Source organism: uncultured Clostridium sp. (assembly GCF_937920395.1).
GTDB lineage: Bacteria > Bacillota > Clostridia > Clostridiales > Clostridiaceae > Clostridium_AD.
In genome coordinates this window covers 101883-116032 of the sequence record NZ_CALEVF010000036.1, presented here as the reverse complement: position 1 = coordinate 116032, position 14150 = coordinate 101883, and the positions used below count along the sequence as shown (strand labels likewise).

Here is a 14150-nt window from a genome sequence, read left to right as displayed (position 1 = left end):
GACCTTAAAAAATGCTCAGCCTGCTCTGCATTTAATTTAGGAAAATCTTTTGCATTAATTTGCTCTGCGAGTGGTGTTTTTTTATTATCTATAGCTTCAGTTGGGCATACAGCAACACAATGTCCACAAGCAATACAACTAGTATTTTCTACTTCCTCCGGACCATTTTCTCCCATTTTCAAAACAAATGATGGACATTCCTTAATACATTGTCCGCATTTAATACATTTTTCTTCATTTACAGTTATAAGACCCATTTTTTATCCCCTTTAAATTTACTTTATTAATTTTTCAATATCATTTAATGTTTTTAATAATTCTTTTATTCTTTCTTTGCCAATGCCATCCTCGATTGTACTCTGTGCTTCCTTTAATATTGGTGTAGCAACATCAAGAGTATTTAATCCTTTATCAGTTACGGTTATGCACTTTTTCCTACAGTCCTGCTCTTCTTTCTTAATATCAATATAACCGCTCTTTCTAAGTAACTCCACATTTCTCGTTACAGTGCTTTGATCCATGCGTAAAATGTTACCAAGACTTGTAACAGAAATATTTTCATTCAAAGAAATATCCAATAGTAGCAAACATTGAGTACTCCGAAGTCCTGTTGGTTGAAGCATCTTGTCATAAAACTGAGTAATCGCGCGGGTGGTTTTTCTTAAATTACCACAAGCACAATTTTGCGAATTTTTGTTATCAGATGAAATTAAACTACACATAAATTCAACTCCAATACTATATATGTATATACATATAATATAGTGAAGTCGAATTTATGTCAAGTTTATAAGTTACTTATAATTTTTTAATATTAAACATTATTAATTATCCCTATTTAATAAATGATGTTATAATAATATTGAGGTGATATTAAATGGTTTCAGATAGAACTGTTGTTACAATTCAAAAACAACTACAAGATAAATTAGAAATACAAGCTGAAAAAGAGCATAGAAGTCTTTCAAATTTAGTTAATAAAGCATTAATTGAATATCTTGATAAAATTGAGGATTAACATTTTATATGTTAGTCTTTTTTAGAAAGGTGGAAATGCAAAAATGTATCTTAATGGTACTGTTCACCTGGTGCAAAAAAACTTCTTTCCATTAAAGGAGAGGATTCTTAATTGCCTATATAAATACAACAATTTTGTCTTAGAAGTGAAAGATGAATCTATTAATAATGTTATAATTATAACAAATGATATTATATATAATAACGACTATATTTATGAAGATGGGGACAGTTTATATAATCATTTTCCAAAGGATAAAATTATAAATTTAAGAAGGTATTTAGTTAAAAATAAATTGTGCTCTAGAGAAATTGAAAGAAAATTTTATAAACTAAAACCAGAAGTTATTGAAATTTTATTATTAAGCGAAAGATATAATCAAGCTGGCGCTGCACATCTTATAGGTGAAGATAGCATTATAGACAGATTAGAAAAAAAGGGATATGAAATAATTAGGATATGTTAAAAACTGAGCATAAACTTTTTGTTTTAAAAGTTTATGCTCAGTTTTATTTTTAATTTATATCCTTTAATCCTATTTTTTTAATCCCAGATTGAACATTTTTGTTCTTAATATAATTATTCCATACAATACCGTTTTTGTGATTTTGAATCATAAGCAATGTTATGCCCTTATCAATTCCAATTACATCAGTATCATACCACTGTGTCCCTACAATAAATTCACTAGGATATGCATCATGGAGATCAGTATTATAAGAGTCCTTAAGACCATATTTCCCCCATAGACTAGGAAAATTCTCATAATAATTACGTAAAGCTGCCAGAGATTCCTTAGGTGTAAATACCATAGATCCTAAAGCACCTGATGGTGCAAGCGTACCATCATTTTTAACTTGATCATTTGCAAAGCCTGAAGGATTAGATCCATACAATCCCGAATATCCTTTAGGACCATCAGAAGCAGTAAGACCCCAAGCATTTGGTCCTAAAGTTTTATATTTAGAACCTTGGTCAATTGCATATTGCCTGCTACTCTTACTTGCTATTACAGAGTTTTCCCACCAATTTACACCTTGCTTATCAACTTTATCTTTAAAATTAATCCATGCAAAAGAAAATTGATGTGTAAATAATGAACCAAACCAAGAATTAATAAATTGTGGTTTATTTCCATAAGAACCTAAATGCCTTGTAAAACTATACATCATATTAGGATCTGTAGGATGTGTTGATGAACCAGCTCCTAATACATATAACTGTAACTGTTCTGCATAGAAATCCCAGTGGCCAGCAAACCCTTTCTCTGGTGAATATGCCATATAAAATTGATTATTTGATGAATCAACGAACCAAGGCCAATTAACTCTGTCATACAACTGTTGCGCCTTAATCATTACATCTCCACCAAAGTATTCACCAGCTGTTATTGCACCATTTATTGCTAGAGCAGTATCAATTATAGAAACTTCACTTGTACCATCTCTTTTTGCAGTATTCATATTCAAGAAGTGATAAAAGAAGCCATTTACCTGATCCGCATTATTTAATAATGTATTTATGGTTCCAAGAGCCCTATCATGAGCCTGCTTCTTTGTTATCCACTTTTTATCTGCACCTATAACTAATGCAGTAAGACCAAAGCCCACAGACGCAACACTCGATACATTATTAGTATCAGTTGTTTTTCTATTATTATCATTTTTTGCCCTATCTCTAATTAAGCCATATGCTACGCTGTTAGTATCCGTATTGGCTTCCTTCCAGAAAAAATTAAAGCTACCTTTACTTTCCTTATCCATCAATTGATTATTACTGATAGATTGCTGTTTTCCTGAAACTTTTAAACTAAAAGGATTTGTTCCAATTAATAAAACAATAGTAAGAAACAATGCTAGATATTTTGTGGTTAATTTCCTCATAATTATCCCTTCCCTTCCTATCCCATAATAACTTTTACATCATGAATCATTCCGTCATGCAAGTCTGGCAGCTTATTACCATTTATTAATTTACCATCAATTGTTATTTGCTTTACTCCCTTATTTACATGTGTACTATTATCTACAACAATAGAATAAGTTGTATTTCTAAAATTCCTCTTATAACTAAATCCATCCCATTTAGAAGGGATAGCAGGATCTATTATTAATCCATCATATTCTGCTCTTATACCAAGTATCCAGTTTGTGGCAGTTCTTTGAAGCCACTGTGCAGAACCTGTATACCATGTCCAACTCCCTCTTCCGTAGTTAGGAGACTGTGGTCCATCGGAATTGCCTGGCATTACATATGGTTCTGCCTTATAAAGTTCAATATCCGAGCTTCTATTAGGAGGACATATCCTTTTGTATAGTTCATATGCTTTCTCAACTTCGCCTACCATAATATAAGCAGTTACTGCCCAAGTTGCAGCATGAGAATATACTCCCCCGTTTTCTCGTAACCCAGGAGCATAACGCGTTATATAACCAATATCTTCCCTAACCTTGCTATAAGCAGGATATAATAAAAGAGTGCCATAATCTTTAAATAAATATTTGCTTACAGAATCCATAGCGACTTTTGCTCTACTTTTATCAGCTATACCACTTATAACTGCCCATGTCTGAGGGTTAAGAAAAATAAAAGCTTCTTTGTTTTCTTTAGCACCTACATCCTCACCATTATCCGTAGTTGCTTGAAGGTACCACTGTCCATTCCATCCATACTCATTTAAAGCTTTTTTCATATTTTTCATTGCTGTCTCACATTTTTCCAAAAAAATTTTATCATCTTTTCTTCTACAAATAGATATAAAGTCACCTAATATAATATACAAGAATTCTCCAAGCCAAAAGCTTTCTCCCTTCCAATCCCAGCCTACTGCACTTAATCCATCATTCCAATCATTTTCACCCATTAGGGGTACTCCCCTATCACTAAACCTTGTAAAGACTTTTTCTATAGAAAGTTTGCAATGTTTAAATAAGCTTATCTTTTCATCTGTATCATAACAAGCTATCTTTTCTTCAAGTATAGAAAAATCATTAGTCTCTTTTAAATAACTTGTAGTTATAAAAGGAAGCCATAATAAATCATCTGAGCATTTAGTTTCAGGCCCAATCCCTGAAATAGTCATCCACCAATGATATACTGTACCATCAGACTTTTGCTTCCCAGCATGCATTAATATTTGTTTCTTTGCATATTCTGGCATAGATGAAAAAAATATTTGACAATCCTGAAGTTGGTCTCTAAAACCATAACCTGCACTTACTTGATAATAACCCGATTTGCCCCATATTCTACAAGAAATTGCCTGATATTTAAGCCACGTATTAGTCATAATATTAAGTGCATCATCTGGAGTACTCACTACCTCACTATCAACAAATTTTTCCCAAAACTTATGAACGTCCTCTAATGCATTATGTGCTTCGCAAACTTTATTATATTTATTTGCTAGCAAGCACGCCTGCTCTTTTGAATCTGCGCAACCTAAGGTGAATACAATTTCTTTACTCTCTCCTGGCTCTAATTTTACTTTTACGTGAAGTGAAGCTGTAGCATCAAAAAATCTTCCTGTATTTCTTTCTAATTCATCCATTTCCATGGCCTTAGGATTACTTTCTGATCCATACATTCCTATAAATGATTCCTTATCCCCATCATAAGATGTAACTTTTTCACTACAAGTGTGAAATCCTACATACTCCCAGTCTCTATTGTTATGTTGACCTTTCTTGTTTTGCAATAACCAAAGACACTTAGTTGTAAGAAACCCGTTTACCTCTTCATTAAATTGATTATCAATAAATATCTTATGGAACTCTCTATGTTCATCTGGTGATGTTCCCATACACCATTCAAAATATGTCATTAAACTTAATTCCCGATCTTCACTGGACTCATTTGTAAGTTTAAGTGTCCATATCTCCATTGGAGCATCCGGTACTACATACATGGTGAGCTTACTTCTTATACCACTATATTTTTGCTCTATTACGGAATACCCAATTCCATGCTTTACTGTATATTCCTCTACTTCTCTGCAAACAGGTTTAAATCCTGCAGACCAAAAATCTTTTGATTTGTCATCCCTTATATAAATATATTTACCCCAATTATCCTTAATCACATCCTGATATGAGCGTGTAAGCCTATTTTCTACAGAATTTCCTCTCCAAGAATATCCTCCACCAGTTTGAGATACCATAAAAGCATAATCTCCATTACTTATAATATTAGCCCAAGGTCTTGGTGTTTTGGGTGTGGTAATAACATACTCTCTTCCATCTTCTCTAAAATACCCATATTTATTTTCAAACAAATGTTTATCTTCCAAAATTATTTCCTCCTCTTGTGTAAACATAAAATTATCCCTTATTGAATGCTCTTTAATTTATTCTTCGCTACATTTAATATATCCACATCACTTGGAAAAGCTTCAAGAATAGTCTTGTATGTTTCTATAGCATTTTCTTTATCATCAGCTTTCAAGTACTCATCTGCTACCTTTAGCATAATTTGACCTAAATAGCCTTTATCAATCTGAAGGTACTGTTTTAACATATCTGTCCCTGTTTTAATGTCAATTTTACTATTTATTATTTCTTGTGCCATGTCTTTTGATTTTTTATATGATGAAGGTTTTGGAAATGCATAGGGACTACTCCATATATTATCTACTTGCTCAAACCCGCCCATAAATTCATATCCACTTCCATCTTCTTTTTCAATATTTTTACCTTTTAATGCAATAACATAATCGCCTTTTTCAAAATTACCCATTGCATCCTTATAATATTTATTAGACATGTTATTCTGCTGAATCCATGCCACCCCATATATTAAAAGCACTGCTACTATAACTATTAAAGCAATTTGTGCGTTTTTTTTCACTTTTCTATTCCCCCTTTGTCCCTTCAGTCCAACTATTATTTAAGACCAACACCCGTAAATGCCTTAACAAAGTTTTTCTGCATACAAAAGTAAATAATGACTATGGGCAAAGAAACTAAAACCATTGCTGCCCATAATTGTTCAACATGAACTCCTGGTATTGCATTACTAAACTTATATATAGCAATTTGCAATGTCATTTTTGTATCACTTCTTAAATATAAAAGAGGATTTAAAAAATCATTCCACGATCCCATAAAAGCAAGTATAGAAATAGTAGCCAAAGCAGGTTTTGCCATTGGTAATACTACTTTATTGAAAATCATAAATTCATTAGCTCCATCTATTCTAGCTGCTTCAAGATAAGCATCATCAATCTGTGTAAAAAACTGGATCATAAGAAATATATTATAAGCACTTAGAGCCATAGGTATAATTAGTACTCTATAGGTGTTAATCCAGTTCCAGTTATACAGCATTGTATATGTAGGAATTAATAATAGTACACTAGGTATCATCATTGATGCTAATATAATATTTCGTGTTAGAGATTTAAACGGAACATCTAGTTTTACTATGGCATAGGCTACCATTGATGAAAATAGAACATTTAATGCGGTAACACTACTAGCAATAAATATAGTATTAAAGAATAATCTTGGAATATTTAAAGATTTAAATACCTCAGTGTAACCACCAAAATTTATTGATTTAGGTAATGCAAGTGGTGAGTTCATTATTTCCGGACCAAGCTTAAAAGAATTCATAATTAAGAAAAAGAATGGATACAATACTATAATAGAACCAATTAATAAAATCCCATACAAAATTATATTGACTAATATTTTTTTAAATTTATTTTCATTAAAATGACTTGAATTATTCTTGCGACTAATATTTATTGTTGCCATAATTATATATAGCTCCCTTCTATTCCTCTATTACATTAAGTACTTTATTTTGAATCTTAGTAAATATAAAAATCACTATTGCAAGTAAAATACCTATCGCAGAAGCCTCTCCCATCTGCATATCCTGAAATCCCTTTTGATAAAGATACATTACAGGTGTTAACGCAGAATTATAAGGTCCTCCAAGTAAGTCAAAATTTATAAATACTTCAGTAAACATTTGAAATCCATTAATAATATTCATAGTCATTACAAAAATAATCTGAGGCTTTAATAATGGAATAGTAATTGCAAACAACGTATTAATCCATGAGCTTCCATCTATCTGAGCTGCTTCAATCACTTGCTTGTCAATACCTGCTAACCCACCAATAAAAATAATCATTTGTATTCCAAACCATTTCCAACTACTAAAAATAGCTATAATTGGCATTGGAAGCCACTTAGTTGTTTTCCAAAATACACCTTCCCTTATCCAACCATGTTGGAGCATTAATTGTTGAATTGGGCCAGTGGGACTTGATATATAATTAAATATAAGCATAGCTATAACCACCGATGTAACCATTGGTATAAAATATATTGTTCTAAATAAAGAACCGCCCAATTTTATCTTCGTTAGTATAAGTGCAAGTGACAACGATATAATGAAAGTCAATGCAATAAATATACTTTGATTAAACAAAATATTAAACATTGACTTCCAAAATAATCCATCCGTTGCTACATTAATCCAGTTTTCAAACCCAACAAAAGTTGCTCTTTCTGGTTGAATTAAATTTATGCTTAAATAACTGTTTTTAAAAGCGAGTGCCATAGGATAAGCTAAAAATACGAAAAAATATATTACCCATGGAGATACAAATAAAATCCCCCACTTTCTTTTCGAGGTTAACTTTATTTTACTCATTGTTTTCCTCCTTCTATAAATAATAACAAGTGTAAGTTTCGTAAATTGTTACACTTTATAAATTAAAATTTACTGAAAATATTCTTCTCAGTAAATTCTAATTATAAATATACCTTTTCTATTTAGTAGTACTTAATAGCTTTCTAGACTTAACTGCTGCTTCCTTAACACCTTGCTCAGGAGTAAGTGACTTTTTAATAACTACCTTTTGGTAAGTCTGTAACATTATATTTTGAATTCCATCAGATTCTGCAAACCCTTCGTTTGGTATACCAGTCTTTAGTTGATCTAAGAAAGGTTTATTGTCTGGTGTTTGAAAATAAGGATCAGTGACAAGAGATTTTAATGTAGGCAACTGTCCTAATTGTTTACAAGCGTCAAGGTTTTGTTTATCTTGCATTAAGAATTTTACAAGTGCCCAAGACATAGTCTCTTTTTCTTTATTTGTTTTAAATATCATTAGTGCTCTTCCGTCTATAGTGGAAACTGATCTATCTCCTACTTTTAACACTGGCATAGGTGCTATTCCAACATCTTTACCTATTACCATTGTCTTACCTAATGCTTGTTTAAGGTTAGCTTTCCATCCATACCCAAACTGTGACCACATTCCTATACTTCTTGAGAAAAAGTTTTTTTCCATTGTTGGTGGAGCTAATTTTTGAGCATCTTGTGAAAATTTAAAAAATTTGTCCAAATTAGCTGCAGGTTTATCAAATACTACATCTGTGCCTAATTTATTTAACAACTGATATTTACCACCGTTCATGTTGTAATATTCTTGAGCTAGCATTGTCCAGTACCAACCACCAAATGTTAATGCCTCATTCCAAAATACAGTTCCATAAGTTTTGGATCCATCTTTTCTCTTAGGTAATTCGCTTATTTTCTTAGCATAAGTTAAATATTCATCAAAAGTTACTGGTGGTTTTTCTGGATCTAGTCCAGCTTCTTTAAATAAATCCTTATTATATATCATCATTTGAGTAGTTGCATTCATTGGAACATAATAAGTTCCATCTAATACTTTGCCTAAATACTTACTGTCTATTCTCTGTGCAAGTGCACTATAATCTTTGAAGTTATCATAATTTACTAGTTTATCCATTTTTGCATATTTAATAGGTTGAGCTCCCCAAACCCCTGCATATACACTTGGTGCATCTCCAGCATCAATTCTCGTATCAATGTTCTTATCATCTGTGACCGTGACCTTAATATTAGGGTACTGCTTTTTGAATTCAGGCAAAATTGATTTTTTTACATAATCAATATAGTCTCCAGCTGGAAGCATAAGCTCTATATCACCTTTAAGAGCTTTTGGGTCAACCGCTTTGGTTTGACTAGAACTCGATTTTGTTCCACACCCCGAAAAACTAATTGCTAACATGGATGTTACTAAGAATAATGAGCATAACTTTTTAAATTTCATTTTGTTCCCCCCTTAGATTTATTTTTAATTTGACTTCTTTTGGCATGAATCTCTTATTATTAGTTCAGTAGAAAGCGTAACTGATTTATTCACTTCACTACTGTTTAACATATTAAATAAAGTGTGTGTAGATAACAATCCCATTTCATACATCGGTCTTTTAACTGTAGTCAATGCGGGAGTTATGTATGATGAAAGAACAAGATTATCAAATCCTACTACTGCAACATCTTTGGGTACATTATATCCTTTGTCCCTAAGTGCAAATATAGCGCCTATGGCCATTTCATCATTAGATGAGAAGATTGCTTCAGGTGGCTTTTTATTTATTTCTAAGTAATTTGTTACTGCATTGTAACCTGAATTTTCCGTAAAACTACCATTTATTACCATCTTTTCATTAAATTTTATACCATTATCTTTTAAAGTTTTTTTATACCCTTCAAACCGTTTCCTATTATCATAAGCCTCCTGCGGACCACTTAAAAATGCAATATCACGGTATCCTTGACCTATTAAATGCATTACTGCATTAGATGCTCCATGTTCATTATCTACCAGTACATTACACAACTTTTCCCCTGTTATTTCTCTATCAAGTACTACAATTGGTAACCCATTTTTGGTAAGTGTCATTATCTCATCATCCTTGATAGTGGAGCTAATTATTATAGCTCCATCAACTCTTCTCTCACTTAAAAAATTGTAACTAGAGTTCTTTTTAGTTCCTGAATCACAAAACACTATTAATTCATAGCCATTTAATATAGTTACCTGCTGAATTCCTCTTATAAGTTCATTATAGAAAGGTCCATTAATGTCATGTACAAATAATCCAACTAATTCAGTCTTTTGTTTTTTAAGATTTTTAGCTGCAAAGTTTGGTGAATATCCTAGTTCCTTTGCTATCCTTAAAATATTAACCTTTTTTTCTTTGCTTACATTACCTTTATTGTTTAAAGCATAAGATGTAGTCGAAATTGATACACCAGCCGCTTTTGCAACATCCTTTATTGTTACCATAAACTTCCTCCAGTCGAAACGTTTCTGTTATTACATATATAATAACGTTTACATATATTATTGTCAATAGGTTATTTTTGACTTTTATATTTAAAAAGCCTCTAGTCTCTTTATTAGTAACATTTAAATTATTTATACATTTAGAGATCTAATGTTCATTTCAAAGAAACGTTACTTTATAATCTCGAAACTTGACATTAAGCCTTCAACTTAATCAAATTTTTGAACCCCTTTAATTCTTTGACAGGCCTTGTAATTGAAGCCACTAAATCCCTTATATAAAGTTGAACTGTTTTTTCGCCTTTCATATTACACTAACTGTCCAATTTTTTCTTCAAGTTTCATAGTAGATAATAGTTTATTAATTTTCTTATTAATCATTATTTTCAACCCCTTCGTTAATAATCATTTTCACTCCTTAACACTTCACTAATTGCAAATTTACTTTTTCATCCAATCCCCCTAGAAACGTTTCTTGTTTTTTTATTATACTATATGCATTTTATATTACAATATAGTTATAAACGGCCATTACCAGTATAATGAATTTTTACAACCCACAAAATGCGACCCAATATATGAGTCGCACTCTACCTATTATTTTATATGGTTTTTTTTGAAATTATTTCTTGTTTTTTAACTTGGCTTCTTCTTTTTTTATATTCTCTGCAACTCTAAATTTAACTATTTTCCTTATTAATTCATAAGGCAGTGGCTTTTCTATAGGAAATTGTATTGACCCTTTTCCACTTTTATATTGTGATAATTCAAGTTTGAATGACTCAGTTCCACTAGGCTTTGGGTAAAGTCCAATATGATTTTTATAAGCAGCAAAATGCACTAAATTTCCATGAAGTACAAAAGTAGGCATTTGATAACTTATCTTTTCCTCAGCATCAGGTGCACACTCTTTTATAACTTTCCTTAAGGTTTTAAGTATTTCCTGAGTCTCAGAAGAAAATTTTAAAATATACTCATCAATTGACTTAGAAATATTCTTTGCTTCTTCCAATATTTATCCTCCCACTATTTATTTTTCACCTTTTCTCCAAATAAATAATTAATATCACTACTTTTCACATACACAACATAACCAATTTTTATCTTCCACTAAATCTATTTTTATATTATTGTACCCAGCTTTTTCTAATAACACTTTTAGTTCTTTAGGCGTATGTATTTCCATATCTGATATTGCAACAAATTCATCATTTCTTTCTTTAAATTTTTCACTAGAATACATTTCACATATTATAATAAGTTTTCCTAATGGTTTCAAAACTCTTTTTACCTCTTTAAAACTTTCAACAAGATTAGGCCAAAAATAAATAGTTTCTACTGCTGATATAATATCAAATTTATCATTTTCGAATGGAATTTTTTCTACACTTGCATGAAGAATTTCTACGCTACCCTCTTTAATAAGTTTTTCATTATAATCTTTTGACCATTTTACACAATCTGTTGAATAATCTATACCAAATGTTTTACCCTGCGCTGCCATTGATGCCATTCTATTTACTGTTCTACCACCACCGCAACCTATATCTAATATAACATCATTTTTTTTAATATTTATTTTCTCAAATCCCCAATTAGTTAGTTCAAAATGTGCTATATTCATATCTTTTGCTATAACTTTTCCTATCTCACCAGTTGGCTTTCTACATTGATTTAATCTTTTTGCAATTTCACTCATAATGTTCCACCTTTCTTAATTTTCTTTTGGTGTCACCCACATGGCAAGTGGCACCCATTAACTTTTTTTCTTTAATGATAATGATAATCAATTGTATGTTGTTATATTATAATCTATTTATGTTCATATTACAATTTTTAATATAAATCACATAAATTTAATATAATTACTTGATAAAAACAATACATTTTGGTGTTACAATTTATATATACAATAAGTTACATCAAGTTTTATTTTCTTAATAAATAAAAAGGAGTTGAGAATATTGATAATTTTAGTTTCTAGTGTTTTATACTTTGGATTATCATTTGTCTATTTCTTAACTGTTTGACATAGACAACCTTTGGTGCCACGCACATGGCAATTGGCATCTTCATTATTATAGATTCCATAGTTTTATATATGTGTAGACACACCTAGAATATAAGAAATAATCCAAATAACCCATGCAAAAATACTAAATTTATAAAACTTATCAAGTAAATTTTTATATTTTTTTAATACAAGTATTGAACCAATTACATTCACCAACATAAGTAATAAAGCAACAAATCCTAATATATCATGGACTCCTAACTTTACTATATTCCCACCTAGTTCATACATTATTAAAGTTCCTAATATATCACAAGTTAAACCTATAAAAAACATAACAACATGCCAAGTCAGCAATTTTTTTTCTTTCACTTCATTTAAGATAGAAATCGTATAAAAAATTAATGCTATGTTCACTAAAATTATTGATATAACTAACATTTTCCACCTCTCTTAAGAAATTTCTATACTATATTATATTGCACTATTGTTAATATTTATACAATATCGCATTAACTCTGTAAAAGTATTATAGAATACTGTCTTTACAATAAATATGACCTATAAAATTGAAATATTACAAAATGAGTGTTAATCTATTAACAAGTAAAACATATACAAACAATTAAATATATTCTTATAATTTAAATAAATATATTAAATGTATATTTTTAAAAGGAGATAAATTCTATATGGAAAATAAATTATATTTGAAAGAGACAACTCAAGTATTAACACCTTTTTTAGCAATAGAAGAAGCAACAAGATGTCTTTTATGTCATGATGCACCTTGTAGTAAAGCTTGTCCTGCAGGCACAAATCCTGCAAAATTTATTCGCTCACTTCGTTTTAATAATCCCAAAGGTGCGATTGAAACGATAAGAACAAATAATATTCTTGGTGGCATATGTTCTAGAGTCTGCCCTTATGACAAGTATTGTGAAAGTGCTTGTAGCAGATGTGGCATAGACAACCCTATAAAAATAGGTGCTCTTCAAAGATATTTAACCGATTATGAACAACGTATAAACTTAAAAGTTCTTGATAAAGTTGAAGCTACAAAAGAAAAAATAGCAATTATAGGATCTGGTCCAAGTGGCATTACAGCTGCTTCAGAACTTGCATTAAAAGGATATAAGGTAAGGGTATTTGAAAAAAAAGATATATTAGGCGGATGGTTAAGTTACGGAATACCACCTGAGCGTTTACCTACGCAGATTGTACAAAATGAAATAAACTATATAAAAGAATTAGGCGTAGATTTTAAAACAAATTGTACAGTAGGAAAAGATGTTAAAATAGATGCTCTTAGATCACAAGGCTTTAAAGCATTCATACTTGCTTGTGGAAATCAAAGTGGAAAAACTATAGACGTTAAAGGTTCACATTTACAAGGTGTTGTAAATGGTATAGATTTTCTTTCAGAAGCTAAAACTAAAAATGGTAATATAACCGTTGGTAACCATGTAATAATTATTGGTGGTGGAGACGTTGCCATGGATTGTGCATCCACTGCAAAATTACTTGGCTCTGAAGATGTAAAAATAGTTTACAGAAGGACTATAGAGAAAATGCCTGCAACTGTAGGGGAAAGAAAGCACGTTCAATCCTTAAATATCCCTATATTTACAGGGTTTAAACCATCAGAAGTAATAGGTAAAAATGGTAAAGTTGTTAGTTTTAAAGCAGCGGGAATGTTTGATGAATCAACATTGGATATTGTAGCAGATATGGTTATATTTGCAGTTGGACAGGAATCAGAAGATATAGAAACTATTGTCGATGTAAAAGTTAATAAAAAAGGAATAGTTATTACAGAAAACTATAGGACAAATGTAGAAGATATATTTGCATCAGGTGATATTGTTTGCGGTGATAAAACAGTTGTACAAGCTGTTGCCTCAGGCAAGTTAGTTGCACTGGAAATTGAAAAATATTTAACTTCAAAAAAAGGCTCTATGGAAACAATTAGATTGTCATCAACTAAGGAGGCATAA

15 protein-coding genes and 1 pseudogene are annotated in these 14150 nt (G+C 30.8%); 3 read left to right on the top strand and 13 right to left on the bottom strand.

Annotated features, from left to right (window positions below; genetic code table 11):
• Together Q0649_RS03040 and Q0649_RS03035 are read right to left on the bottom strand one after the other, a co-directional pair.
• The coding region (locus Q0649_RS03040) for an ATP-binding protein (protein WP_298837089.1) at positions 1 to 257 on the bottom strand (257 nt) is incomplete at its 3' end.
• An 18-nt stretch (positions 258 to 275) separates the two neighbouring features.
• Entirely contained in the window at positions 276 to 722 is a 447-nt protein-coding gene (locus Q0649_RS03035) for a MarR family winged helix-turn-helix transcriptional regulator (RefSeq protein WP_298837086.1), read from the bottom strand.
• 155 nt (positions 723 to 877) lie between these two features.
• Here Q0649_RS03035 and Q0649_RS03030 point away from each other — a divergent pair, with 155 nt between their 5' ends.
• Positions 878 to 1018, top strand: coding sequence for a ribbon-helix-helix domain-containing protein (locus Q0649_RS03030; RefSeq protein ID WP_298837084.1), 141 nt, complete (start codon positions 878 to 880; stop codon positions 1016 to 1018).
• A gap of 40 nt (positions 1019 to 1058) precedes the next feature.
• Positions 1059 to 1484, top strand: a pseudogene (locus Q0649_RS03025) (TraB/GumN family protein); the annotation flags it as partial.
• A 49-nt stretch (positions 1485 to 1533) separates the two neighbouring features.
• On the opposite strand, the gene Q0649_RS03020 reads toward Q0649_RS03025, so the two are convergent.
• The 11 genes from Q0649_RS03020 to Q0649_RS02970 all read right to left on the bottom strand — a co-directional run bounded on the left by Q0649_RS03020 (position 1534) and on the right by Q0649_RS02970 (position 12594).
• Positions 1534 to 2901, bottom strand: coding sequence for a glucoamylase family protein (locus Q0649_RS03020; protein WP_298837080.1), 1368 nt, complete (start codon positions 2899 to 2901; stop codon positions 1534 to 1536).
• A 17-nt stretch (positions 2902 to 2918) separates the two neighbouring features.
• Entirely contained in the window at positions 2919 to 5306 is a 2388-nt protein-coding gene (locus Q0649_RS03015; protein WP_298837078.1) for a GH36-type glycosyl hydrolase domain-containing protein, read from the bottom strand.
• Between the two features lie 38 nt (positions 5307 to 5344).
• A complete protein-coding gene (locus Q0649_RS03010) occupies positions 5345 to 5863 on the bottom strand; it encodes a hypothetical protein (protein ID WP_298837075.1) in 519 nt (172 codons plus the stop codon).
• Positions 5864 to 5898: 35 nt separating this feature from the next.
• On the bottom strand, positions 5899 to 6774 hold the full coding sequence (locus tag Q0649_RS03005) for a carbohydrate ABC transporter permease (RefSeq protein WP_298837072.1): 876 nt from the start codon (positions 6772 to 6774) through the stop codon (positions 5899 to 5901).
• A gap of 19 nt (positions 6775 to 6793) precedes the next feature.
• Positions 6794 to 7684, bottom strand: coding sequence for a carbohydrate ABC transporter permease (locus Q0649_RS03000; RefSeq protein ID WP_298837071.1), 891 nt, complete (start codon positions 7682 to 7684; stop codon positions 6794 to 6796).
• 118 nt (positions 7685 to 7802) lie between these two features.
• The gene (locus Q0649_RS02995) at positions 7803 to 9116 is read right to left on the bottom strand and encodes an extracellular solute-binding protein (protein ID WP_298837070.1); all 1314 of its coding nucleotides are present in this window, start codon (positions 9114 to 9116) and stop codon (positions 7803 to 7805) included.
• 24 nt (positions 9117 to 9140) lie between these two features.
• A complete protein-coding gene (locus Q0649_RS02990) occupies positions 9141 to 10139 on the bottom strand; it encodes a LacI family DNA-binding transcriptional regulator (RefSeq protein WP_298837068.1) in 999 nt (332 codons plus the stop codon).
• Between the two features lie 197 nt (positions 10140 to 10336).
• The gene (locus Q0649_RS02985) at positions 10337 to 10447 is read right to left on the bottom strand and encodes a fibronectin type III-like domain-contianing protein (RefSeq protein WP_298837066.1); all 111 of its coding nucleotides are present in this window, start codon (positions 10445 to 10447) and stop codon (positions 10337 to 10339) included.
• 314 nt (positions 10448 to 10761) lie between these two features.
• A complete protein-coding gene (locus Q0649_RS02980) occupies positions 10762 to 11151 on the bottom strand; it encodes an iron chaperone (RefSeq protein ID WP_298837065.1) in 390 nt (129 codons plus the stop codon).
• Between the two features lie 57 nt (positions 11152 to 11208).
• Positions 11209 to 11838: a class I SAM-dependent methyltransferase gene (locus tag Q0649_RS02975; RefSeq protein WP_298837063.1), complete on the bottom strand. Its 630-nt coding sequence runs from the start codon at positions 11836 to 11838 to the stop codon at positions 11209 to 11211.
• 396 nt (positions 11839 to 12234) lie between these two features.
• Positions 12235 to 12594 (bottom strand): HsmA family protein, encoded by a 360-nt coding sequence (locus Q0649_RS02970; RefSeq protein ID WP_298837061.1) that lies wholly within the window; start codon positions 12592 to 12594, stop codon positions 12235 to 12237.
• A 251-nt stretch (positions 12595 to 12845) separates the two neighbouring features.
• Here Q0649_RS02970 and Q0649_RS02965 point away from each other — a divergent pair, with 251 nt between their 5' ends.
• Positions 12846 to 14150, top strand: coding sequence for an NAD(P)-dependent oxidoreductase (locus Q0649_RS02965; protein ID WP_298837059.1), 1305 nt, complete (start codon positions 12846 to 12848; stop codon positions 14148 to 14150).

Coding starts and splice junctions, on each gene's coding strand:
- Q0649_RS02995 (WP_298837070.1), bottom strand. CDS start 9,116: ATGAAATTTAAAAAGTTATGCTCATTATTCTTAGTAACATCCATGTTA.
- Q0649_RS02975 (WP_298837063.1), bottom strand. CDS start 11,838: ATGAGTGAAATTGCAAAAAGATTAAATCAATGTAGAAAGCCAACTGGT.
- Q0649_RS03005 (WP_298837072.1), bottom strand. CDS start 6,774: ATGGCAACAATAAATATTAGTCGCAAGAATAATTCAAGTCATTTTAAT.
- Q0649_RS03000 (WP_298837071.1), bottom strand. CDS start 7,684: ATGAGTAAAATAAAGTTAACCTCGAAAAGAAAGTGGGGGATTTTATTT.
- Q0649_RS03020 (WP_298837080.1), bottom strand. CDS start 2,901: ATGAGGAAATTAACCACAAAATATCTAGCATTGTTTCTTACTATTGTT.
- Q0649_RS02985 (WP_298837066.1), bottom strand. CDS start 10,447: ATGAAAGGCGAAAAAACAGTTCAACTTTATATAAGGGATTTAGTGGCT.
- Q0649_RS03030 (WP_298837084.1), top strand. CDS start 878: ATGGTTTCAGATAGAACTGTTGTTACAATTCAAAAACAACTACAAGAT.
- Q0649_RS03035 (WP_298837086.1), bottom strand. CDS start 722: ATGTGTAGTTTAATTTCATCTGATAACAAAAATTCGCAAAATTGTGCT.
- Q0649_RS02965 (WP_298837059.1), top strand. CDS start 12,846: ATGGAAAATAAATTATATTTGAAAGAGACAACTCAAGTATTAACACCT.
- Q0649_RS02990 (WP_298837068.1), bottom strand. CDS start 10,139: ATGGTAACAATAAAGGATGTTGCAAAAGCGGCTGGTGTATCAATTTCG.
- Q0649_RS02970 (WP_298837061.1), bottom strand. CDS start 12,594: ATGTTAGTTATATCAATAATTTTAGTGAACATAGCATTAATTTTTTAT.